General features: G+C 68.3%; 23 protein-coding genes, 1 pseudogene and 1 riboswitch. All 24 genes and pseudogenes read left to right on the forward strand.

Annotated features, from left to right (window positions below; genetic code table 11):
* On the forward strand, window positions 1-2,408 hold a 2,408-nt coding region (gene carB / locus WEB06_14575), incomplete at its 5' end, for a carbamoyl-phosphate synthase large subunit (GenBank protein MEX2556838.1).
* The gene (locus WEB06_14580) at window positions 2,405-3,190 is read left to right on the forward strand and encodes a dihydroorotate dehydrogenase electron transfer subunit (protein ID MEX2556839.1); all 786 of its coding nucleotides are present in this window, start codon (window positions 2,405-2,407) and stop codon (window positions 3,188-3,190) included. The genes carB and WEB06_14580, both read left to right, overlap by 4 nt.
* Window positions 3,187-4,113 carry a dihydroorotate dehydrogenase gene (locus WEB06_14585; protein ID MEX2556840.1) on the forward strand — a complete coding sequence of 309 codons (927 nt, stop codon included), beginning with the start codon at window positions 3,187-3,189 and terminating at the stop codon, window positions 4,111-4,113. The genes WEB06_14580 and WEB06_14585 overlap by 4 nt, the downstream gene beginning before the upstream one ends.
* A complete protein-coding gene (gene pyrF, locus WEB06_14590; protein MEX2556841.1) occupies window positions 4,110-4,781 on the forward strand; it encodes an orotidine-5'-phosphate decarboxylase in 672 nt (223 codons plus the stop codon). The genes WEB06_14585 and pyrF overlap by 4 nt, the downstream gene beginning before the upstream one ends.
* Window positions 4,778-5,374, forward strand: coding sequence for an orotate phosphoribosyltransferase (gene pyrE / locus WEB06_14595; protein ID MEX2556842.1), 597 nt, complete (start codon window positions 4,778-4,780; stop codon window positions 5,372-5,374). The genes pyrF and pyrE overlap by 4 nt, the downstream gene beginning before the upstream one ends.
* Before the next feature lie 81 nt (window positions 5,375-5,455).
* A pseudogene (gene mihF, locus WEB06_14600) lies at window positions 5,456-5,761 on the forward strand (integration host factor, actinobacterial type).
* Entirely contained in the window at window positions 5,727-6,440 is a 714-nt protein-coding gene (gene gmk, locus WEB06_14605) for a guanylate kinase (protein MEX2556843.1), read from the forward strand. The pseudogene mihF and the gene gmk overlap by 35 nt, the downstream one beginning before the upstream one ends.
* A gap of 17 nt (window positions 6,441-6,457) precedes the next feature.
* Window positions 6,458-6,715: a DNA-directed RNA polymerase subunit omega gene (rpoZ, locus tag WEB06_14610; GenBank protein MEX2556844.1), complete on the forward strand. Its 258-nt coding sequence runs from the start codon at window positions 6,458-6,460 to the stop codon at window positions 6,713-6,715.
* 141 nt (window positions 6,716-6,856) lie between these two features.
* Window positions 6,857-8,074, forward strand: coding sequence for a bifunctional phosphopantothenoylcysteine decarboxylase/phosphopantothenate--cysteine ligase CoaBC (gene coaBC / locus WEB06_14615; protein MEX2556845.1), 1,218 nt, complete (start codon window positions 6,857-6,859; stop codon window positions 8,072-8,074).
* Between the two features lie 223 nt (window positions 8,075-8,297).
* The gene (gene metK, locus WEB06_14620; GenBank protein ID MEX2556846.1) at window positions 8,298-9,485 is read left to right on the forward strand and encodes a methionine adenosyltransferase; all 1,188 of its coding nucleotides are present in this window, start codon (window positions 8,298-8,300) and stop codon (window positions 9,483-9,485) included.
* Between the two features lie 24 nt (window positions 9,486-9,509).
* Window positions 9,510-11,213, forward strand: a complete 1,704-nt coding sequence (locus tag WEB06_14625) for a hypothetical protein (GenBank protein MEX2556847.1) — start codon at window positions 9,510-9,512, stop codon at window positions 11,211-11,213.
* Window positions 11,213-11,743, forward strand: a complete 531-nt coding sequence (gene def / locus WEB06_14630; GenBank protein ID MEX2556848.1) for a peptide deformylase — start codon at window positions 11,213-11,215, stop codon at window positions 11,741-11,743. Before WEB06_14625 ends, def begins: the two co-directional genes overlap by 1 nt.
* Before the next feature lie 6 nt (window positions 11,744-11,749).
* A complete protein-coding gene (gene fmt, locus WEB06_14635; protein MEX2556849.1) occupies window positions 11,750-12,682 on the forward strand; it encodes a methionyl-tRNA formyltransferase in 933 nt (310 codons plus the stop codon).
* 57 nt (window positions 12,683-12,739) lie between these two features.
* Entirely contained in the window at window positions 12,740-13,414 is a 675-nt protein-coding gene (rpe, locus tag WEB06_14640; GenBank protein ID MEX2556850.1) for a ribulose-phosphate 3-epimerase, read from the forward strand.
* Window positions 13,414-14,352, forward strand: coding sequence for a response regulator (locus tag WEB06_14645; GenBank protein MEX2556851.1), 939 nt, complete (start codon window positions 13,414-13,416; stop codon window positions 14,350-14,352). The genes rpe and WEB06_14645 overlap by 1 nt, the downstream gene beginning before the upstream one ends.
* 55 nt (window positions 14,353-14,407) lie before the next feature.
* Window positions 14,408-14,536: riboswitch (FMN riboswitch) on the forward strand.
* Between the two features lie 78 nt (window positions 14,537-14,614).
* On the forward strand, window positions 14,615-15,709 hold the full coding sequence (ribD, locus tag WEB06_14650) for a bifunctional diaminohydroxyphosphoribosylaminopyrimidine deaminase/5-amino-6-(5-phosphoribosylamino)uracil reductase RibD (GenBank protein MEX2556852.1): 1,095 nt from the start codon (window positions 14,615-14,617) through the stop codon (window positions 15,707-15,709).
* A 2-nt stretch (window positions 15,710-15,711) separates the two neighbouring features.
* On the forward strand, window positions 15,712-16,554 hold the full coding sequence (locus tag WEB06_14655) for a riboflavin synthase (GenBank protein ID MEX2556853.1): 843 nt from the start codon (window positions 15,712-15,714) through the stop codon (window positions 16,552-16,554).
* 8 nt (window positions 16,555-16,562) lie between these two features.
* A complete protein-coding gene (locus WEB06_14660) occupies window positions 16,563-17,822 on the forward strand; it encodes a bifunctional 3,4-dihydroxy-2-butanone-4-phosphate synthase/GTP cyclohydrolase II (protein MEX2556854.1) in 1,260 nt (419 codons plus the stop codon).
* A 22-nt stretch (window positions 17,823-17,844) separates the two neighbouring features.
* Window positions 17,845-18,276: a 6,7-dimethyl-8-ribityllumazine synthase gene (ribH, locus tag WEB06_14665; protein MEX2556855.1), complete on the forward strand. Its 432-nt coding sequence runs from the start codon at window positions 17,845-17,847 to the stop codon at window positions 18,274-18,276.
* Between the two features lie 98 nt (window positions 18,277-18,374).
* Window positions 18,375-19,253 carry an ATP phosphoribosyltransferase gene (gene hisG / locus WEB06_14670; protein ID MEX2556856.1) on the forward strand — a complete coding sequence of 293 codons (879 nt, stop codon included), beginning with the start codon at window positions 18,375-18,377 and terminating at the stop codon, window positions 19,251-19,253.
* A gap of 140 nt (window positions 19,254-19,393) precedes the next feature.
* Complete coding sequence (locus WEB06_14675; protein MEX2556857.1) at window positions 19,394-19,594, forward strand: cold-shock protein; 201 nt, start codon at window positions 19,394-19,396, stop codon at window positions 19,592-19,594.
* An 835-nt stretch (window positions 19,595-20,429) separates the two neighbouring features.
* On the forward strand, window positions 20,430-21,137 hold the full coding sequence (locus tag WEB06_14680; protein MEX2556858.1) for a M23 family metallopeptidase: 708 nt from the start codon (window positions 20,430-20,432) through the stop codon (window positions 21,135-21,137).
* 74 nt (window positions 21,138-21,211) lie between these two features.
* The gene (locus WEB06_14685) at window positions 21,212-21,799 is read left to right on the forward strand and encodes a hypothetical protein (protein MEX2556859.1); all 588 of its coding nucleotides are present in this window, start codon (window positions 21,212-21,214) and stop codon (window positions 21,797-21,799) included.
* A gap of 195 nt (window positions 21,800-21,994) precedes the next feature.
* Window positions 21,995-22,305, forward strand: a 311-nt coding sequence (gene infC, locus WEB06_14690; GenBank protein ID MEX2556860.1) for a translation initiation factor IF-3, incomplete at its 3' end; no start/stop codon positions are given.

A 22,305-nucleotide genomic window follows, 5' to 3' on the forward strand; every position in this document is an offset into this window, starting at 1 on the left:
TCGGCGTCGACACCGGCGGCTCGAACATCCAGTTCGCGGTCGATCCGACGACCGGACGCCAGGTCATCATCGAGATGAACCCCCGCGTATCGCGATCGAGCGCGCTCGCCTCCAAGGCGACCGGCTTCCCGATCGCCAAGATCGCGGCGAAGCTCGCCGTCGGTTACCGGCTGGACGAGATCCAGAACGACATCACCCGCGAGACGCTCGCAAGCTTCGAGCCCACGATCGACTACGTCGTGGTCAAGATCCCACGCTTCGCCTTCGAGAAGTTCCCCGGCACCCCGGCGATCCTCGGAACGAGCATGAAGTCGGTCGGCGAGGCGATGGCGATCGGCCGCACGTTCAAGGAAGCCCTCCAGAAAGGGATCCGCTCGCTCGAGCAGGACCGCATGGGCCTGAACGGCGACGGGAAGGACCCGGAGGGCACGAAGGAGGAATTGCTCGAGCAGATCGCGAAGCCGAGCCCCGACCGGATCTTCGGGGTCGAGGCGGCGCTTCGCGCCGGCGCATCCGTCGAAGACGTCGCGCTGGCCACCGGCATCGACCCGTGGTTCCTGCATCAGATCGCGGAGATCTCGCGCGCGCGAAGCGAGATCGCGGTCGCGGCGGCGCTCGATCCGGAGTCGCTCCGGCGTGTCAAGCGGATGGGCTTCTCCGACTTCCAGCTCGCGCACCTGACCGGGCGCAACGAGGACGAGGTTCGCGAGGAGCGCACGATGGCCGGGATCGAGCCGGTCTTCAAGACCGTCGACACCTGCGCCGCCGAGTTCGAGGCCTACACGCCCTACTACTACTCGACCTACGAAGAGGAGTCGGAGGTGCGCCCCGGCACGAAGCCGAAGGTCATGATCCTCGGGTCGGGTCCGAACCGGATCGGCCAAGGCATCGAGTTCGACTACTGCTGCGTCCACGCATCGTTCGCGCTCCGGGAAGCCGGGTACGAGACGATCATGGTCAACTGCAACCCCGAGACCGTGTCCACCGACTACGACACATCCGACCGGCTGTACTTCGAGCCGCTCACGTTCGAGGACGTGCTCGCGATCGTCCGGGCCGAGAACCCGATCGGAGTCATGGTTCAGCTCGGCGGGCAGACGCCGCTGAAGCTGGCCGGCCGGCTCGCGGCAGCCGGCGTGACGATCCTCGGGACCCAACCGGACGCGATCGACCTCGCCGAGGATCGCGGCCGGTTCGGCGATGTGTTGAAGGAGCTCGGGCTGGCGCACGCTCCCTGGGGCCTCGCGCACTCCGTCGAAGAAGCGGAGAAGATCGCCGAGCGGATCGGCTATCCGGTGCTGGTGCGTCCGAGCTACGTGCTCGGCGGCCGCGGGATGGAGATCTGCTACGAGCCCGACACCCTGGCCGGGTTCGTGACGACGGCGACGGCGATCTCGCCCGACCACCCCGTCTTCCTGGATCGCTTCCTGGAGGACGCGATCGAGGTCGACGCCGACGCGCTCTACGACGGCGCCGAGCTCTACCTCGGAGGCGTCCTCGAACACATCGAGGAGGCCGGCGTGCACTCCGGCGACTCCGCCTGCGTGCTGCCGCCCCACACCCTGTCCAAGTCGCAGATCGGTCTGATCCGCGACGCCGTCGGAGCCATCGCTCGCGCGCTCGACGTCCGCGGGCTCATCAACGTTCAGTTCGCGGTCAAGGACGGCGCGCTGTACGTGCTCGAGGCGAACCCACGGGCGTCGCGCACGGTGCCGTTCGTCGCCAAGGCCACCGGCGCGCAGCTGGCGAAAGCCGCTGCGCGGGTCATGGTGGGGGAGTCGATCGCCTCGCTGCGAGCCGCCGGGATCCTGCCCGAGCACGACGCCCTCCACGCCGATCGCCTCAAGCACACTGCGGTGAAGGAAGCGGTTCTCCCGTTCGCGCGGTTCCCCGGGGTCGACACGCTCCTCGGGCCGGAGATGAAGTCCACCGGCGAGGTGATGGGGATCGACCGGACCTTCGGCGTCGCGTTCGCCAAGGCCGAAGAGGCCGCCGACGCCCGGCTGCCGCGATCAGGAACCGTGTTCGTGAGCGTCCGGGACCGCGACAAGCGGGCGATCATCCTTCCGGTGAAGCGGCTCGCTTCGCTCGGATTCCGCATCCTGGCGACCGAAGGGACCGGCGCGTCGCTGCAGCGGAACGGCGTGCCGCTGGAGATCGTGCCGAAGGTCGGGGAGGGGAGTCCCCACGTCGGAGACCTGATCGCCGCGGGAGACATCGCGCTCGTGATCAACACGCCCTCCGGCAGCGGACCCCGCCGCGACGGCGACTACATCCGGACCGCCGCCGTCCGGTACGGCATCCCGTGCATCACAACGCTCTCGGCCGTGCAGGCCGCCGTTCAGGGCATCGAGGAGCTTCTCGCAGCGGACACGACGGTCATGAGCCTGCAGGAGTACACGCGGTGAGCGCAGCGCTCGCGGAGGCGACCGTCGCCGAGGCGCGCGTGATCGGCGTCGAGCGCGTCGGCGACTACCAGGTGCTGTCGCTTCGCGCTCCGGAGATCGCCCGACGAACGATCCCCGGACAGTTCGTGATGCTGTCGTCGGGTGCGCTACTCCGGCGCCCGTTCTCCGTGTTCCGCGTCGAGGGAGACGCGGTCTCGGTCGCGTTCGACGTCATCGGCGCCGGAACGAGCTGGCTCGCCGGGCGCGCGCTCGGCGACGAGGTGTCCATCGTCGGCCCGCTCGGCACGGGCTTCTCGCTGGACGGCTCTGGTCCGGTGATCGCCGTCGGCGGGGGATACGGCGCGGCTCCGCTGTTCTTGCTCGCCGAGCGCCTGCGCGCCGCCGGGATAGAGGTGCACGGCGTGCTCGGGGCCGCGCGCGCCGCGCGCGTGTTCGGTGCCGACATCGCGGATCGGATCTTCGACTCGGTCACGTTCACGACCGACGACGGGTCACTCGGCATCCGCGGTCTCGTCACCGACGCGCTCAACGACCTGGCAGCGCGGACGCGCGCGTCGCGGATCGCCGCGTGCGGCCCTCTGCCGATGCTCGAGGCGGTCTCCACGCGGGCCCGAGAGCTCGGGGTGCCGTGCGAGGTCGCCGTCGAGGAATTCATGGCGTGCGGGATCGGCGTCTGCTGGACGTGCGTCCTCCCGATCGCAACCGGGACCGGCGAGCCGCGATTCGATCGGTCCTGCACGGAAGGCCCCGTCTTCGACGGATCGGCGGTGGCGTGGGGATGACCGCACCCGCCATCTCGATCGACCTCGCCGGGATCCGCCTCTCATCGCCCGTTCTCACCGCTTCGGGCTGCTTCGGATCCGGCCAAGAGATGAGCCGGTTCGTCGACCTGACGAGGCTCGGCGCCATCGTGTGCAAGACCGTGACCCTGAAGCCGCGGCGGGGCATCGCACCCCCCCGGGGAGCGGAGACCCCGAGCGGGATGCTCAACGCGATCGGCCTCCAGAACCCCGGCGTCGACGCGTTCATCGCGAAGGATCTTTCCTGGCTCGACAAGCGGAACGTGCCGGCGATCGCGTCGATCGGCGGCCAGAACGTCGAGGAGTACGTCGCCTGCGCGGAACGACTCCGCGAAGCGCCGGCGCTCGTGGCGATCGAGCTGAACCTCTCGTGCCCGAACCTCGAGGACCGAGGCTTCATGTTCGCCCTGTCCGCCGAGCGAACCGCCGAGGTCTGCGCCGCGGTGTCCGAGCAGGCGATGGTCCCGGTCTTCGCGAAGCTCTCACCCGACGTGACCGACCTCGTCACGATCGCCGATGCCGCGGTCAAGGCCGGCGCCGACGGCCTTTCCTTGATCAACACGACGCTCGGGATGGCGATCGATACCACGACCTTCCGGCCGAAGCTTTCGACGGGAACCGGCGGCCTTTCCGGGCCGGCGATCCGCCCGATCGCGGTGCGCTGCATCTGGCAGGTGCACCAGGCGATGCCGCACGTCCCGATCATCGGCATGGGCGGCGTTGCGTCCGCGGCGGACGCCGTCGAGCTGATCCTGGCCGGCGCGACCGCCGTCGCCGTCGGGACGGCGAACTTCTACGAGCCTCGCGCGACCGAGCTGGTGCGCCTCGGCATCGAACGCTTCCTGGAGACGAACGGCATCACCCGCCTGGACCAGATCCGCGGCCGCGTGAAGGTGGAAGGATGACGAACCCGCTCATCGTTGCGCTCGACGTTCCGACGCTCGAAGAGGCGTCGGCGCTCGCCGAGACGATCGGGGACGCGGCGGGCGGCGTGAAGGTTGGGCTCGAGCTGTTCTGCTCCGAAGGACCGCTCGCGGTCACGGCGTTCGACGCGCCGGTGTTCCTCGACCTCAAGCTGCACGACATCCCGACGACGGTCGGCCGAGCGCTTCGCGCGCTCGAGCCCGTGGCGCCTTGGATGGTCAACGTTCACGCGCTCGGCGGCCGCGCGATGATGCAAGCGGCGGCGGCGGCCAAACCCTCGTCCACGAAGCTGCTCGCGGTCACGATCCTGACGCACTTGAGCGACGACGATCTCCACGAGCTCGGTTTGCCTCCCGCGGGCGAGGCCGTTCCCGCGCTCGCCAAGCTCGCCGCCGAGAGCGGGTGCGACGGTGTCGTCTGCGCGCCGCTCGACGTCGAGCGTGTGCGGGCGGTCGTCCCGTCGGAGTTCCTGATCGTGACGCCCGGCGTGCGGCCGGCCGGCACGGACGACGACGAGCACGCGCGCAGCCTCGGCCCTGCCGAAGCGATCGCCGCCGGCGCGACGCACCTGGTCGTCGGCAGGCCCGTAACCCGCGCCGACGATCCGCGGGCCGCGGCCCAAGCGATCGTCGAAGGGATCCGCGCGTGAACCCGAGCGAGGTACGCGAGCTTTTCGAACGGCACGGCGCGATCTCGTCCGGTCATTTCAAGCTTTCGAGCGGGCGTCATTCGGATACCTACGTCCAGTGCGCGCGGGTCCTGGAACATCCGCGTGTCGCGGCATCACTCGCGAACGCGCTCGCCGATCGCTGCGGGGACCGGGTCGGCTTGGTCGTCTCGCCAGCGCTCGGCGGGCTGCTGATCGGCAACCTCGTGGCGCTTGAGATCGGGTGCCGGTTCCTGTTCACCGAACGGGTCGACGGTGCGATGGCGCTTCGACGCGGGCAGACGCTCGGCCCCGGCGAACGCGCTTTGGTCGTCGAGGACGTGATCACAACCGGGGGCTCGGCGGCCGAGGTGATCCGTCTGGTCGAGCGGGCCGGTGGAGTCATTGCGGGCGTCGCCTCGCTGATCGACCGCTCCGAAGGACAGCCTCCGTTCCACCTCGAAGCCCTCCTCGAGGTGGCCGCAGCCTCATGGGATCCGGCGGAATGCCCGCTGTGCGCCCGAGGAGAGCCGCTGCATACTCCGGGCAGCCGATCACTGTCAAACCCGGCCGCCTCCGGGTCCTCAGGGCGCTGACCTGCGCAAACGTTTGGAATCGTCCCACCCCGGTGGTATAGTCGCGCCGTCCTTAGACGGCCTCGCGAAGGAGGATTGGCCATGGCGCTTCCTCAGCTAACGGAGGAGCAGCGCAAGCAGGCCCTCGAGAAGGCCGCAGAAGCCAGACGTGCGCGCGCGGAGATCAAGCAGCAGCTCAAAAACGCCACTCTGACCCTGCCGCAGATCCTGAGCCAGCCCACGAACGAGACGACGATCGGGAAGATGAAGGTCGCCAGCGTCCTCGAGTCGCTCCCGGGGGTCGGCAAGGTTCGGGCCCGCAAGATCATGGAGCGGCTGGACATCTCGTCGACCCGCCGGGTTCGCGGCCTCGGTGCCAAGCAGAAGGAGGCCTTGCTGGCCGAATTCGGCGCCGGCAAAGAGGGCGGAGCCCCGGAAGCAGCACCGTCGGCCCCGGCAGCCGAGGCGGCTCCGGCTCCCGACGCTCCCATGGGAGGGCCCCTGGAAGGCGGCACGTTTTAGAGGCCGGCTCATCGTTCTGAGCGGCCCTTCCGGGGTCGGCAAGAGCACCATCGCCGAGGCGATCCTGCGCCGAAGGCCCGATCTGGAGACGGTCACGTCTCGCACGACGCGTCCACCGAGACCAGGGGACGGCGTCGGAAAGGCCTACGAGCACGTCTCGCCGGACGAGTTCGAGCGCCTCCGCGCCTCCGGCGAGCTTCTCGAGTCGGCCGTTGTTCACGGCGAGCGGTACGGCACGCCCCGCGAGCCCGTGGAGCGGCTGCTGGGCGAGGGGCGCGACGTGCTGCTCGAGATCGACCTCCAAGGCGCCCGACAGGTGAAGGCCCGGCGTCGGGACGCGGTGACGATCTTCCTCGAGCCCCCCTCCTGGGAGGCCCTCGAGAACCGTCTCCGAGCCCGCCGAACCGAGGACGACGAACGCCTCCGGCGAAGGCTCGAGACGGCGAAGGAGGAGCTCGCGGCGGCGGGGGAGTTCGACCACCGGGTGGTCAACGACCAGCTGGAACGAGCGGTCGATCAGGTTAACCGTATACTGAAGCAGGGCCCTCAAGGCGAGAAGCGATAGGCCCGCTCGACGAGGTGATGGCAAAGATGACGATGATGGAACCGAGGATCGACGAGCTGCTCGACCAGGTGGACTCTAAGTACACCCTGGTCATCATGGCCGCCAAGCGGGCGCGCCAGATCAACGCCTATTACAGCCAGCTGGGTGAGGGGATCGGCGAGTACGTTCCACCCCTCGTCCCGCACGCGCCCGACGACAAGGCGCTCTCGACTGCGTTGAAGGAGATCTCCGCGCAGAAGGTCGCCTACGAACGGCTGGCTGAAGGGATCAAGTGACCGGCCGGCCCCAGATCGACGCGGGCGTTCGATACGAAACCGCTCCGTGGATGGCCCACCCGCCCGCGCTCGGCTCGACCTCGAGGCCACGCGAGAAGTCGGGGCCGAACCGGAATGTCATCGGCCGGCTGAAGGGATCAAGTGCCCGGCCGGCCCCAGATCGACGCGGGCGCCCTCCGGGGCGCCCGGATCCTTCTAGGGGTCTCGGGCGGGATCGCCTGCTACAAGGCGGTCGAGGTCGCCCGTCTGCTCACCAAGCGCGGCGCTCGGGTCCAGGTCGTGATGACCGAAGCCGCTACGCGGTTCGTCGGCCCGATCACGTTCTCATCCTTGACGAAGCGTCCGGTCTATACGGGCCTCTTCGACGAGCAGGATCGGGTTCTCCACGTGCGCCTGGCGAGAGAAGCCGATCTCGTGCTGGTCGCGCCGGCCACCGCGAACGTGCTCGCGAAGATGGCCAACGGTCTCGCCGACGACCTCCTGTCGGCGGTTCTGCTCACCGCGACCTGCCCGATCGTGGTAGCGCCGGCGATGCACACCGAGATGTGGGAGCACGCGGCGACGCGCGCGAACCTCGCGACCGTGCGGGAGCGCGGCGTTACCGTGGTCGACCCCGAGGCCGGGGAACTCGCCGGCGGCGACGACGGCATCGGACGGCTGGCGGAGCCGGCGTCGATCGTCGAGGCGGTGGCCGAGACGTTCGCGCACGGCCGCGACCTCGCCGGCGTTCGGATGCTCGTGACGGCCGGCGGGACGCAGGAGCCGATCGACCCCGTCCGCTTCATCGGCAACCGCTCCAGCGGCAAGATGGGCTTCGCGATCGCGACCGAAGCCGCCCTCAGAGGCGCCGCGGTAACCCTGATCACCGGACCGACGTGGCTCGAGGATCCCGACCGCGTCGAGGTCGTTCGGATCCGGACCGCGGCCGAGATGCGAGACGTCGTCCTCGGTCGCTTCGCCGAGACGGACGTGGTCGTGAAGGCCGCCGCCGTCGCGGACTTCCGTCCCGTGAACGCCGCCGGTTCGAAGATCAAGAAGGACGAAGGCCTCCCCACGATCACGCTCGAGCGGACCGACGACATCCTGGCCGAGCTCGGCCGGACGAAGACGCACCAGCTCCTCGTCGGGTTCTCCGCCGAAACCGACGACGCCGTCGCGCAGGGACGCAAGAAGCTCGCCGCCAAGCACCTGGACTTCATCGTCGTGAACACCGTCGGGCAGGGCCGGGGGTTCGAGGTGGACGACAACGCCGCGGTCATCCTCGGCGCCGACGGAACCGAGGATGAGCTCCCGCTCCAGACCAAGCGATCCCTGGCGCGCGGCATCTGCGATCGCGTCGCGCAAGCGCGGAGACGCTAGCCGGACTCGTACGGCGGACCGTCGTTTCCGATCGCATTCTGAGGCCCCGGCCGGCCGGCCGGGCGCCGAAATCTTAGCGGAATGGCTGGTGCGTCTTCGCAGGTGGCGGTGCGGGAGAAAAGCTTCCGAAAGCGAACTCTTACCGTTGCCCTCTACCCTCCGGGAGGCCTCCAACCTATAATTCGGCCCGAAACCGTCCCCGAAAACCTCCAAGGAGAAGCAGATGTCCCGACGCTGGGTGTACACGTCCGAGTCCGTCACCGAAGGGCACCCGGACAAGATGGCCGATCAGATCTCCGACGCCATCCTCGACGCGATCCTGAAAGATGATCCCTTCGGCCGCGTTGCCTGCGAGACGTTCGTGACGACCGGCCTCGCGGTCATCGGCGGTGAGATCTCGACCTCGACCTACGTCGACGTTCCCTCGCTCGTGCGGCGCGTCATCATGGACATCGGCTACACACGAGCCAAGTACGGATTCGACGGTGAGACCTGCGGCGTCATCGTCGCCATCCAGGAGCAGTCCCCTGACATCGCGCAGGGCGTCGACCACGCGTACGAAGAGCGCGCCGGCGGGAGCGACGAACTCGACGGGCAGGGCGCCGGCGACCAGGGGATGATGGTCGGCTACGCGGTGAACGAGACGCCGGTCCTGATGCCGATGCCCATCTACCTCGCGCACAAGCTCGCGCACCGGCTCGCCGAGGTGCGCAAGGTCGGTCTCGTGCCGTACCTCCGGCCCGACGGAAAGACGCAGGTGACGGTCGAGTACGAGGACAACAAGCCGGTGCGCGTGAACGCGGTCGTCGTGAGCGCGCAGCACCAGCCCGACATCGACATCGAGACGCTCCTCACGCCGGACATCAGAGAGCACGTCGTCGATCCGATCCTGAACGACGTGGGTCTGGACTTCGACGGGTACAGCCTCTTCGTGAACCCGACCGGGAAGTTCGAAGTCGGCGGCCCGAAGGGCGACACCGGCCTCACCGGTCGCAAGATCATCGTCGACACCTACGGCGGCATGGCGCGCCACGGCGGCGGCGCCTTCTCGGGCAAGGACCCGACGAAGGTCGACCGCTCGGCCGCGTACGCCGCGCGCTGGGTCGCGAAGAACGTCGTGGCCGCGGGACTCGCGGAGCGCTGCGAGCTCCAGATCGCGTACGCGATCGGCGTCGCGCACCCGGTGTCGGTCACCGTCGAGACCTTCGGCACGGAGAACGTCGCCGTCGAGAAGATCGAGAAGTGCATCAAGGAGGTCTTCGACCTTCGTCCTGCGGCGATCCTCAGAGACCTCGACCTGCGCCGGCCGATCTACCAGAAGACCGCGGCCTACGGTCACTTCGGCCGTGAGGCCAAGGAGTTCACCTGGGAGCACGCGGGCCGGGCCGACGATCTGAAGAGCTGCATCTAGCCTTCGGTTGACCGACCGGAGGCCATGACGAGCTTCGCTTCGGTCGTCCTGGTCCATCCGTCGCTTTCCCATCTGGATCGGGCCTTCACGTACCGAGTCCCGGATGGGATGACGCTCGATGTCGGAGCGCGCGTCCGCGTTCCCTTCCGTCGGAAGAACCGCGAGGGGATCGTGGTCGAGCTCTTGGCGGAGTCCGACGTCGCGCGGACGCTCAACGTTGGTGACACCCTCGGCCCCGGCCTCGACCCGCAGACCGTCGAGCTGTGCCGGTGGGTGTCGTCGCATTACCTGTCCACCCTCGGCGAGGCCCTCGCCGCGGCGGTGCCCGACCGCGTCGTGGAGGAGGAGTCCGTCGAGCCGGCCGTCGCGCTTCGCGTTCGCGCCCGGTCGCTGACGTGGCTGCAGCGGTACCGTGGCGGCCACGCCCTGGCCCGCGCCATCGAGGGCGGCCGACACGCAGGATTCTCGTGGCGACCCGGCCCCGGCAAGGCGCAGGAGATCGCCGCGCTCGTTGCATCGGTGGCGGCCCTGGGACGTGGGGTGCTCGTGCTCGTCCCCGAGGTGCGCGTCGCGGGGGAGACGATCGACGCCCTGGCGCCGATGGGGGACGCCGTCGCCCGGCTCGGAAGCGATCGCAGCGCGCGCGAGCGATATCGGGACTGGCTCGCCCTCCGGTCGGGCGCCAAGCGGATCGCCGTCGGCGGGCGGGCGGCAGTGTACGCGCCGGTCGCGGACCTCGGCCTCGTCGTCGTGGACGACGAGGCGCACGTCTCCTACAAGGAACGTCGCGCACCTCGCATCAACGCGCGACCGGTCGCGCACGAGCGCTCCCGGAGGGCCGGAGCCGTTTTCGTCGCCGTCGGAACCCCGCCCAGCATCGAAGCCGGCGCCGCGGCCGAGCGCGGCGTGCTGGCCCCGGTCGGGCTTCCGCGGGCCGAGCTGCTCCGCGCCCGGCCGCCGGTGACCGTCGTCGATCGCTCACGCGAACCTTCGCGGCACGTTCCGCACGCCGAGACCCTGCGGCGGTGTCGCGCGGCGCTCGAGTCGGGGAAGCGGGTGGTCCTCTTGGCTCACCGCGCGGGGGACGCTTCCCGCTCGATCGCCTCCCGGACGTTCCGCGCGCTCCCGACCAAGACGCCGGCTCGGCTCGACGCACGCACGCCTCCCGAGGAGCTCGCGGCGGCGATCCGCGAGGCCGACTGCATCGTCGCGACCCCGGTGATCGCGAAGGACCTGGCGGTCGGAGGCGTCGGCATCGTGGCGATCGTCGAAGCCGACGCGGCGCTCGCCGTCCCCGAGTTCCGGGGCACCGAGGAGGCCTTCGCCACCTGGTGGCACGTCGCCCGGTGGGCGGCCGGCGGCTCGGTCGTCGTCGAGACCGCGGAACCGAAGCACCCCGCGATCCGCGCGCTCGTCCGTTGGGACGTCGAGGCGCTGTACCGCTTCGAAAGCTCTCGGCGCCGGGAAACGGGGTATCCTCCCTTCGCGAGCCTGGCGCGCATCGATGCTCCCGCCGCGCGCGCAGACGAAGCCGCGAAGGCGGTTTCGGACGCGGTGCCCGGCGGCGAGGTGCTCGGCCCGTTGGAGCGAGGCGGACGCGCGGTCGTGGTCGTGCGAACGTCGTCGCGGGCGGAGCTCCTGGACGGGCTCCGGCCGCTCGTCGAGGCCTGGCGTTCGTCCGGCGAGCCGTTCCGGGTGGACGTCGATCCGAGAGAGGTGTTGCCCTGATGGGTCAGCTCGACATCCGGCGCTTCGGCGACCCGATCCTGCGGTCGCCCGCGTCCGCCGTCACCGAGTTCGACGACAAGCTCGCCGCGCTCGCCGCCGACATGCGCGAGACGATGCTCGCGGCGCCCGGCGTCGGTCTCGCTGCGCCGCAGGTCGGCGTCCCGCGGCGGCTGTTCACGTTCGACTCCAGCGAGGAATCGGGGGCGTACGCGAACCCGGAGATCGTCTGGCGCTCGGAGGAGACCCAGGAAGGAGAGGAAGGCTGCCTGTCGATCCCGGGCATCTACTTCCCCGTGGTTCGAGCGATGCGCGTCCGCGTGAAGGCGCAGGAGCTCGACGGCTTGCCGATCGAACGCGACGCCGAGGGGTTCCTGGCTCGCATCTTCCAGCACGAGATCGATCATCTCGACGGCGTGCTGTTCGTCGACCGCCTGAATCCGGAACGCCGGCGCGAAGCGATGCGCACGATCCGCGAGGCCGAGCTCGGGATCTCGGATGCGCCGCCCGGCGATCCGGCCCGCGCGCTGTGAGACGCGGTGCGGGTCGTCTTCTTCGGTACACCTGAGCCGGCAGCCGTCGCGCTCGACGCTCTGCTGGCCTCGCGACACGAGGTCGCCGCCGCCGTCACCCAGCCCGACCGCCCGCGCGGCCGGAGCGGAACTCCGCAACCTTCGCCGGTCAAGGTGCGGGCGCTCGAGGCCGGCCTGCCGGTGCTCCAACCGTCCTCCCCGCGCGACGAGGGCTTCGCCGGAACGCTCGCCGGTTTCCGGCCGCAGGTGTGTGCCGTCGTCGCGTACGGCCACATCCTTCCGCCGGAAGTGCTGGCCGTGCCGCTGCGCGGCACCGTGAACGTGCACTTCTCACTCCTGCCCGCCTACCGGGGCGCGGCGCCGGTCCAGCGGGCGATCATGGCCGGAGAGACCGAGACGGGCGTCACCACGTTCCTCCTCGAGCCGACGGTCGACACGGGACCGATGCTCGTGCAGATCCGCGAGCGCATCGATCCCGACGACTCAACCGGATCGCTTCTCGAACGCCTCGCGCCCATCGGCGCCCGTGCGCTCGTGGACACCCTGGACGGCCTCGAGGCCGGCACCCTGGAGCCCGTCGAGCAAGACCCGGCGCTCGCCTCGCCTGCCCCAAAGATCAAGCCCGAGGAGGGTACGATCGACTGGAGACGACCCGCCCTTGAGATCGCCGACCTCGTTCGAGCGCTCGCCCCGTCTCCCGGCGCGCACTCAACCTTCCGCGAGAAGCGGATCAAGCTCTGGCGAGCGCGCCCGATCGACGGCGCGGCGGCAGAACCCGGCGCCGTCGTGGATGCCGGGAAGGACCGTCTCGTCGTCGCAACCGGTGACGGCCTTCTAGAGGTGCAGGAGTTGCAGCAGGAAGGGGCGAAAAGGCTCGAAGCCTCCGCATTCGTCCGCGGTCACCGTCCCCGGGCCGGCGAGACGTTCGGTTCCCTGTAACCCGCAGTCCCGGCGAGTAAAATCCGGGCGCCGGCTCGACCACGAAGGGTGATTTTGATCGCATACAAGCTCGCACCGTCGATACTCGCGGCCGACTTCGCGCATCTGGCCGACCACGTGGCGGCGGTGGAGAAGTACTCCGATCTGCTGCACGTCGACGTCATGGACGGCCATTTCGTCCCGCCGATAACGATCGGACCGGTCGTCGTGAAGGCGCTGCGCCGCGTCACCTCGCTTCCGCTCGAGTGTCACCTGATGGTCGACCGACCGGAGCAGCAGGTGGAGCAGTTCGCGGAGGCGGGAGCGAACTCAGTGGTGTGGCACCTCGAAGCCGCTCCGGATCCTCGTCCGGTGTTGCAACGGGCACGCCATCTCGGCTTGAAAACCGGGCTGGCGATCAACCCTGAAACGTCGTTCGAGTCGAGCGTGCCGTTCCTCGAGGACATCGACGTCTTGAACATCATGACGGTGCATCCCGGCTGGGCCGGCCAGGCGTTCCTCCATGACGTGCTGCCGAAGATCCGCGCCGCGCGAGAGTACGTCGAGTCCCGCGGGCTCCCGCTCGACATCTCCGTCGACGGGGGAGTGAACATCGAGACCGCCAAGCTGTGCCTGGAAGCCGGGGCCAACGTGCTCGGCGCGGCCACCGCCATCTTCGGGCAATCGGACGCTTCGACCGCTGCAGAGGAGCTTCGCCGGCTCATGGCAACCTACGACGGCGATAACCGCTGATGGCCGAGACGATCCTCGTCGCCGACGACGATCCCGCGATCCTCCGCCTGGTCGAGGTCAACCTCAAGCTCGAGGGCTTCGAGGTGATCACGGCCGTCGACGGCGAGGAAGCTCTCCGGCTCGTCCTGGAGACCATGCCGGCATTGGTGCTCCTCGACGTCATGATGCCGAAGCTGGACGGATACGAGGTTTGCACCCGCATCCGTGCGGACGGCCGGACGCGCCATGTGAACGTGATCATGCTGACCGCGAAGTCGCTGTCCGCCGACAAGATCGTCGGGCTTACCTCCGGCGCCGACGATTACGTATTAAAGCCGTTCGATCCGATGGAGCTGATCGCGCGCGTACGCTCGACCCTCCGTCGTACGAAAGAGATGCGTGCGCTCTCGCCGCTCACCGGCTTGCCGGGCAACCTGGCGATCGAGGATGAGATCCGGCATCGCTTCGCGTCCGGCGAAGCCATCGCCGTTTGTTATGCGGATCTCGACAACTTCAAGGCCTACAACGACCACTACGGTTTCCTCCGGGGCGACCGCGCGATCGCATACACCGCCGAGGTGCTGCGTGAGGTTGCCGAGTCGTCGCCGCACGCCTTCGTCGGGCACGTCGGGGGAGACGACTTCGTGATCGTGGTCCCGGCTGATGAAGCGGAGTCCGTCTGTCAGAAGACCATCGAGCTATTCGATCGAGGAGCGGGCGGTCTCTACGACCCGGCCGATGCCGGGGAAGGGTTCATCGAGGTACAGGACCGGCAGGGCGAGGCGATCCGCTACCCCTTGCTCACGATCTCGCTCGGCGTGGGCTCGTCCGGTGACGGTGGCTTCGACGACTACCGGCAGCTCGTCGACGCGGCCACCGAGATGAAATCGGTGGCGAAACGCCGGCAGGGGAGCGTGTTCGCGCTCGATCGCCGAACCCGCACCGCAGACGAGAGCTGACCGAGCAAGGTATCTGACGGGGCGTCAGATTCGCCCCTGGTATGCTGGCTTCCAAGAGCGCCTTCGGGGCGGGGTGGAAGTCCCCACCGGCGGTGAAAGCCCGCGACCCGGTTCGATCCTCGGACCGGCTGATCCGGTGAGATCCCGGAGCCGACGGTGACAGTCCGGATGGGAGAGGGCGCATGACCCGGGCCGGTCCCGATCAGGATCGGAGACCCAACCGCGGCCGTGCCGTCCTGCTCCGAGCGCCGTCAGAAAGGTGATGAGGAGCACGGACGCAACCTGGATGCGCCGGGCGTTCCGCCTGGCAGAGCGAGGCCGCGGCCTGGCCAGCCCGAACCCTCCGGTCGGTGCGGTGGTCGTGCGCGACGGCAAGGCCGTGGCGGAGGGGTTCCATAAGGGCCCCGGCAGCCCCCACGCGGAGATCGTCGCGATCGAGGCTGCCGGCGAGCTCACCGGGGGCGCGACGCTGTACGTAACGCTTGAGCCGTGCACGCATCAGGGCCGGACACCGCCGTGCGCACCTCGCGTCATCGCGGCCGGGTTCGCGCGGGTGGTGGTCGGAACGACCGACCCGAATCCGGCGGTCGACGGACGCGGCATCGCCGCGCTGCGGGGCGCGGGCATCGAGGTCGAGGCGGGCGTCCTGGAGGCCGACGCGGATCGCCTCATCCAAGCGTTCTCCAAGCATGTTCGAACGGGCCGCCCGTTCGTCACCGCCAAGATGGGCATCTCGCTCGATGGACGGGCGGCGGCCGCGGACGGCTCATCCCAATGGATCACCGGACCGTCCGCTCGGCGCGACGCGCACCGGCTGCGAGCGGAAGCGGACGCGATCATCGTCGGTGTCTCCACCGTCGTCCGCGACGATCCGAAGCTCACGGTTCGGCTCCGTGGATTTCGCGGCCGCCAGCCACTGCGCGTCGTCGTCGACTCCGCCGCTCGCACGCCGGCCGAGTCGGCGGTCCTGGACGATGCGGCCCCCACGCTGATCGCCACGACCGACAAGGCGACCGAGGACGCGGTGAACGGTCTCAAGGCGCGCGGCGCCGAGGTGCTGCGCTTCCCTTCGCGCGACGGTCGCGTCGACCTGGCCGCCGTCTTGGAGCAGGTCGGCCGGCGGGGCCTGGCGAGCGTGCTGATCGAAGGAGGCCCGACCTTGCTCGGCGACGCCGTGGAGCGAGATCTCGTGGATCGTTTCGTGTTCTACGTCGCGCCGAAGCTTCTGGGGAGCGGAGGACCCGGCGCGGTTGCGGCACTGGTTGCTCCCACGATCGCCGACGCCCGCGACCTGCGGGTCGGCAGCGTCCGACATGTGGGCGCAGACCTTAGGATCGAGGCCTACCCGAGGAGCTGATCTTGTTCACAGGAATAGTGGAGAGCATGGGAACCGTTGTCCGGGTCCTCCGCAGAGGCGGAGGGGCGAGGCTCGAGGTGCGCGCGCCCGACGTCGTCGCGGAGGTGAAGATCGGCGACTCGGTCGCCGTCAACGGTGCATGCGTCACCGTGACCGCGCGGATCGAGGACTCATTCGCTTGCGATCTCGTCCCCGAGACGCTCGCGCGGACGAACCTCGGGACGCTTCAGCCGGGAGAGGAAGTGAATCTCGAACTGCCGTTGCGCGCGGGCGGCAGGCTCGACGGCCACATCGTCCAAGGACACGTCGACGTCGTCGGTACGATCCGCTCCCGCCGACGCGTCGGTGCGCAGGAGATGCTCGAGGTGACCGTTCCGTTCGAGCTCACCCGCTACCTCGCTCCGAAGGGATCCGTCTCGGTGGACGGCGTCAGCCTTACCATCATGGACGTCAATAAGGACCGGTTCCGCGTTGCGCTCATCCCGCATACCGTGGAGACGACGACGCTCGGGAAGAAGTTGCAAGGAGCGGCGGTCAACGTCGAGGTGGACGTGATCTCGAAGTATGTCGAGCGCCATCTGTCGGCTCGTACGCCGTTCCGCGAGCCGTCGCTCGCGGAACTCGTCGGACCGCCGCCGCCCCGGCCCGAGCCGCTCGCGGCGCAGGCGCTTCGGATCCCGGTGCCGCAGGCAGCCAAGCCCGCGCCCCCGTCGGCGAAGCCCCTCGCGGCTCCCGCGAAGCCGGCATCCAAGCCGGCGGCTGCTCCGAAGACGAAGAAGAAGGCCGTCCCCGCCAAGCGCGCGGCGAAACGGAGCACGCCGAAGCGGTCAACCCGACGGCGCTAGAGGATCAGATGAATTTCGCCACGATCGCAGAAGCGCTCGACGAGATGAAGGCGGGACGGATCGTGGTCGTCGTCGACGACCCCGACCGTGAGAACGAAGGCGACTTCGTCGTCGCAGCAGAGAAGATCACGCCGGAGGCAATCAATTTCATGGCGACCCACGGCCGTGGCCTGATCTGCATGCCCATCGTGGCCGACCGGCTCGACCGGCTCGGGATCCCGCCGATGGTCCCGGAGAAAGCGGAGACCCATGAGACGGCGTTCGCGATCTCCATCGATCTCGCCACCGGAGGAACCGGGATCTCGGCCCACGAGCGAGCCGCCACCGTCAAGAAGGTGCTGGACCCCGACGCGCGCCCCGAGGACTTCCGCAAGCCGGGACACATCTTCCCGTTGCGGGCGCAACGCGGCGGCGTTCTGAAGCGCGCCGGGCACACCGAGGCTGCCGTCGACCTTTCGCGGCTCGCCGGCTTGTACCCCGGTGCCGTCATCTGCGAGATCATGAACGCGGACGGCACCATGGCGCGGCTGCCCGAGCTCGAGTCGGTGGCTCGCGATCACGGCTTGAAGATCATCTCGATCGCCGACCTCATCGCGCACCGCCGCCGCGAGGAGAAGCTGGTGCGGCGCGAGGTGGAAGCCAAGCTCCCGACGCGGTTCGGAGAGTTCCGCGTGTTCGGATACGAGTCGATGGTCGACCAGCGTCATCACCTCGCGCTGGTGATGGGGGAGATCGGCGACGGCGAGCGGGTGCTGACCCGCATGCACTCCGAGTGCCTCACCGGAGACGTCTTCCATTCGCTGCGCTGCGACTGCGGCAGCCAGCTCGAGGACGCGCTGGACCAGGTCGCCGAAGAGGGCCGCGGCGTGATCGTGTATCTGCGAGGCCATGAGGGGCGGGGGATCGGGCTCTTGCACAAGCTTCACGCCTACCGACTGCAGGAGTCGGGGCGCGACACGGTCGAGGCGAACACCGATCTCGGCTTCCCGCCGGATCCCCGCGACTACGGGGTCGGGGCGCAGATCCTGGTGGATCTCGGCGTCCATACGATGCGGCTGCTGACCAACAACCCGACGAAGCGCGCCGGCCTCGAGGGATACGGCCTGGCGATCATCGAGCGGGTGCCGCTCCAGTCGCGGGTCAACGAGCACAACATCCGTTACCTCCAGACGAAGAAGGCGAAGCTCGGACATCTCCTCGACCTGGACGATCCGGCCGGCGCCGTGGTGCAAGGAGGAGAGGGTGGCGGGTCGGAAGAAAAGCCCTGAAGCGACGCTCGAAGCCTCGGGCATGATGTTCGGGATCGTCGTCGCCGAGTTCAACGCGGAGATCACGGAGGCACTCCTCGACGGCGCGCGCAAGTGCTTTGCGGAGAACGGGGTCACCGATCCGGAGATCGCGGTGGCGTGGGTACCGGGAGCGTTCGAGCTTGCGATCGGCGCGCAGATGCTCCTGCAAAGCGCACCGTTCGAAGGCATCGTCGCACTCGGCTGCGTCGTGCGCGGCGGCACGCCGCACTTCGACTACGTCTGCCAGGCAGCGACCTATGGGCTCCAGCGGCTCGCACTGGACACCGGCGTGCCGATCGCCTTCGGCTTGCTGACGACCGACGACATGGAACAAGCGCGAGCCCGCGCGGGGGGCGCCGAGGGCAACAAGGGGTACGACGCGGCGCAGAGCGCGATCCAGATGGCGCTGCTGCGCCGCGACGTGTCGAGCTGAACCATCGCCCCACCTCCCCTTTTGAACCGGCCATACGCCCCGCGAGCGGGCCGTTTCAATGCCCAAGACCGTCCTGGTTGGGCTGCTACCATGCGCCCATGCTGAGGCTCGTGGTTCCGAAGGGCTCGCTCGAGGGGCAGACGCTCGGGCTGCTCGAGGCGGCCGACCTGCCGGTGCGCCGCAATTCCGATCGCGACTATCACGGCACGGTGGACGACCCGCGGATCGATCGTGTCTCGATCCTGCGGCCTCAGGAGATCCCGCGGTACGTCGAGGAGGGATTCTTCGACCTCGGCATCACCGGCCGCGACTGGGTGGAGGAGACCGAGGCCGACGTCGACATCCTCGCCGAGCTCTCGTATTCGGGTCGTGCCGGTGGCGGAACGGTTCGTATCGTGCTCGCGGTCGCCGGCGATTCCGTCATCGACCGGGCAGACCAGTTGCCGCGCGATTCGAAGATCTCGACCGAGTATCCGACGCTCACCCAGCGCGTGTTCGACAAGTTGGGCATCCCGGTCCGGATCTTCACGTCGTACGGCGCGACCGAGGCCAAGGTCCCGGAGATCGTCGATGCGATCGTCGAGCTGACCGAGACCGGATCGACGCTCCGGCGCCACGGCATGAAGATCGTGGAGACGCTACTCGAGTCCCAAACCGTGATCATCGCCAACCGCTCGTCGGCAGCCGACCCGGTGAAGCGCCAGGCTATGGAGGATCTGAAGACGCTTCTCTTGGGTGCTTTGACCGCGCGAGGGAAGGTGCTGGTGAAACTGAACGTTTCGGAGGAGAGCCTGCCCGGCGTCCTCGAGATCCTCCCCGCGATGAAGTCTCCGACCGTCTCGCGCCTGTCCGACGAGCACGATTACGCGGTCGAGACCGTCGTCGAGAAGACCCGGATCAACACGCTCATCCCGGAGCTCAAGGAGCGTGGGGCAACCGACATCATCGAGCTGTCGATCTCCAAGATCGTCCCCTGATCGCGGCGATCTGGCGCGATCCGCTCACCGGTCTCGGTTCCTTGCTTCGCCTGAGAATCCGATGTTAGGCTCGCCGCCGTTTAGGAGCCGTGAGCGGGTGCCTCGAACGCCGGGGCGGCGCGGCCGGGGAGGGCCAGGACGTGGCAGAAGGAACCGTCAAGTGGTTCAGCAACGAGAAGGGCTTCGGTTTCATCTCGAGGCCCGACGGCGACGACGTTTTCGTTCACCACAGCGCTATCCAGATGGAGGGGTATCGAACCCTCACGGAAGGACAGAAAGTGGAGTTCGACATCGTCGAGGGCCCCAAGGGCAAGCAGGCGGCCAACGTTCGTCCTGCCTGAACCGCTCCGCGCGTGACCGCGAACGGCTCCGCGATTGCGGAGCCGTTCGATTTCGGGCCGGATACGCTCGGGGTGACACTCCGTGCGTAACCGCCCGATCGGGCATTGACATCAGCCCCCCCCCGGCGAAAATCGGGCCGGGGAGCGGACTGGTTGCTGGGTCGGCTCGCCGAGAGGAGCGGCCATGCGGTGGTTGCGTGGGATGTTGCCGGTCGGGGTGCTGCTGTTCGCGGTCGCTTGCGGCCAAGCGGTACCGATCCTAGCCCCATCCTCATCCCCCACCTCGACATCGACGGCATCACCGTCTCCTTCGGTCTCGCCGACCACGTCGGCGTCCCCGTCGGCTTCTCCCACGTCGGGTTGGCCCACGTATTCGGATCCCTCCTACGGCTTCTCGGTCCAGTACCCGCCGAACTTCGCGTTCTATGAAGACGGTCCGAGAGAGACAAAAGAGGGATCGCTGCAAAACCTGAGGTTCGTCGACAGCAGCTTCCCGCCGGATCGATACCCGCGCGGTCAAATCATATTGCGGGTTTGGGTCAAGGATGCGGATTCGCTCGAAACGTGGGTGGAGAAACACTCGTTCGACCAATGCGATAGTACCGGCTCTCCGTCTGCGTACTTCCGGTTCGTTTCCGACGTAACCTCGGTGACCGCCGCGGACCGGCCCGCCGTCTCCTTTGACTGGGATACTTGCGACGGCATCTTTCATGAGGTCGCTCTCTTCAGCGGAAGCCGCGTGATCACGATCTCTTGGGTCGCCGACGATGGGTCTTACGGGCCCACCTTGCAACCTCTTCACGACAAGATCGTGGAGTCGTTCGAGGATCAATAGATGCGACGGCTGTTGGTCATGGGGGCCGCGGTCGCCTGGCTACTTGTCGCGGCTGGCGGGGCGGCGCAGGCTGCGGGGCACGCGAATGTTCGACCATATTATCTGCTGCCGTGGAATGCGGGCGCGGTAGGGGCGGTCGAGCAAGGCTGGGGCGGCGATACCTCACATGGTGAGGGCGAGGACGATGAGTTCGCTTGGGACTTCTCCTACACCGTGAATTTCTCGGTTCGCGCGGCACGGACGGGGGTGGTGCTGGCTCTCCGCGAGAACCAAGGAGTCGGCGAATGCGACAACAGTTACGGCGAGGAAGCCAACTACGTGAGGATCGGGCATCCGGATGGGACGGAGAGCCTCTACTATCACCTCAAGCAGAATTCGGTGACGGTCTCGGTGGGGCAATGGGTCACCTCGTATCAGATCATCGGGCTTTCGGATGAGTCGGGGTACACCTGCGGCGATCACGTGCATTTCCAGGTTCAGCAGAGCTGCACTCCCTCGGGGGTCCCGGGGATGTGTCAGTCGATCCGGGCGAGCTTCCAGGATCCTGACGTGCTGTCCCAAGTCGATGACGGGGTTCCGGTGCACAACGGCGCGTATCGGTCGGGGAATCATGTTCCGGGCACCGATACGGTAGGGGTGACAGGGCGAGTTCGGGGTCTTGGCTTTGGAAGCTGCGCAACACCAACACCGCCGGGACGGCGAATCTGAACTTCCTGTACGGCAATCTGGCGGATCGGCCGCGGCCGGGGGATTGGGATAGCGATGGGGATGCGACGGTGGGGGTGGCGCGGCCCAGCAGCGGGGATCTGGTCTGGTATCTGCGCAACTCGAACACGGCCGGATCACCGAGCTACACGCCGTTCAACTACGGCTACACCGCGGATCGGGCGGTGGCGGGGGATTGGAACGGCGACGGAGTGGCCTCGATCGGCGTCGCACGGCCGGCGGGGAATGATCTGGATTGGTATCTGCGCGACGATGTCAGCGCCGGTCCACCTCAGATCGGAGTCTTCAACTATGGCTACGTCGCCGACATCGCGCTGGTGGGGGACTGGAACGGGGATCTGCTGGCCACGGTGGGGGTCGCGCGGCCCACCGGCGGGAATCTGGTCTGGTATCTTCGGAACGCGAACACGGCGGGGACGCCGAGCTACACCCCGTTCAACTACGGGTATCCCGGCGACGTGCCGGTGGTGGGAGGGTGGAATGGGGATGGGATCGCGACCATCGGGGTGGCGCGACCAAACGGCGGCGTCTACGACTGGTATCTGCGCAACTCCAACAGCGCCGGACCACCCCAGATCACGGTCTTCAGCTATGGGGATCCCAACATCGACACCACCACCACCGGCGACTGGAACGGCATCTAGGGCTCCCCCGAGCAACCCTCAACCGCCCCTCGACGCGCTCGACCCGCGGCACGTATACTTCGCGTCACGTACGCACAAGAAGGGTTTCCGGCCCTCACCCACCGAGCGAACGCTCGAGCGGGTTCGCGCTAGATGTCGGACGCCCTTCGGGCGTCCGTTTTGTTGTCTACTCAAGGATGGAAGAGGTGATGCTGGATCGTAACTGAGCCGCGTGTGAACGATCGGATCAGGGCCTCCGAGGTGCGTCTGGTGGGCCCCGACGGGCAGCAGATCGGCGTGGTACGGCTCCAAGACGCGCTTCGGATCGCGCGGGAGCTGGACCTGGATGTCGTCGAGGTAGCTCCGCAAGCGAAGCCCCCGGTGTGTCGCCTCCTGGACTACGGCAAGTACAAGTACGAGATGGCGCTGAAAGCCAAGGAGGCGAAGCGCAAGCAGTCGCAGATCGTGGTCAAAGAGATGAAGATGCGCCCGAAGATCGACCGCCACGACTACGCGACGAAGAAGGG

This window comes from Actinomycetota bacterium (assembly GCA_040905475.1).
Classification (GTDB): Bacteria; Actinomycetota; AC-67; order AC-67; family AC-67; genus DATFGK01.

Coding starts and splice junctions, on each gene's coding strand:
- WEB06_14585 (MEX2556840.1), top strand. CDS start 3,187: ATGACCGCACCCGCCATCTCGATCGACCTCGCCGGGATCCGCCTCTCA.
- pyrF (MEX2556841.1), top strand. CDS start 4,110: ATGACGAACCCGCTCATCGTTGCGCTCGACGTTCCGACGCTCGAAGAG.
- rpoZ (MEX2556844.1), top strand. CDS start 6,458: ATGGCAAAGATGACGATGATGGAACCGAGGATCGACGAGCTGCTCGAC.
- metK (MEX2556846.1), top strand. CDS start 8,298: ATGTCCCGACGCTGGGTGTACACGTCCGAGTCCGTCACCGAAGGGCAC.
- WEB06_14625 (MEX2556847.1), top strand. CDS start 9,510: ATGACGAGCTTCGCTTCGGTCGTCCTGGTCCATCCGTCGCTTTCCCAT.
- def (MEX2556848.1), top strand. CDS start 11,213: ATGGGTCAGCTCGACATCCGGCGCTTCGGCGACCCGATCCTGCGGTCG.
- WEB06_14645 (MEX2556851.1), top strand. CDS start 13,414: ATGGCCGAGACGATCCTCGTCGCCGACGACGATCCCGCGATCCTCCGC.
- ribD (MEX2556852.1), top strand. CDS start 14,615: ATGAGGAGCACGGACGCAACCTGGATGCGCCGGGCGTTCCGCCTGGCA.
- WEB06_14660 (MEX2556854.1), top strand. CDS start 16,563: ATGAATTTCGCCACGATCGCAGAAGCGCTCGACGAGATGAAGGCGGGA.
- ribH (MEX2556855.1), top strand. CDS start 17,845: ATGATGTTCGGGATCGTCGTCGCCGAGTTCAACGCGGAGATCACGGAG.
- hisG (MEX2556856.1), top strand. CDS start 18,375: ATGCTGAGGCTCGTGGTTCCGAAGGGCTCGCTCGAGGGGCAGACGCTC.
- WEB06_14680 (MEX2556858.1), top strand. CDS start 20,430: ATGCGACGGCTGTTGGTCATGGGGGCCGCGGTCGCCTGGCTACTTGTC.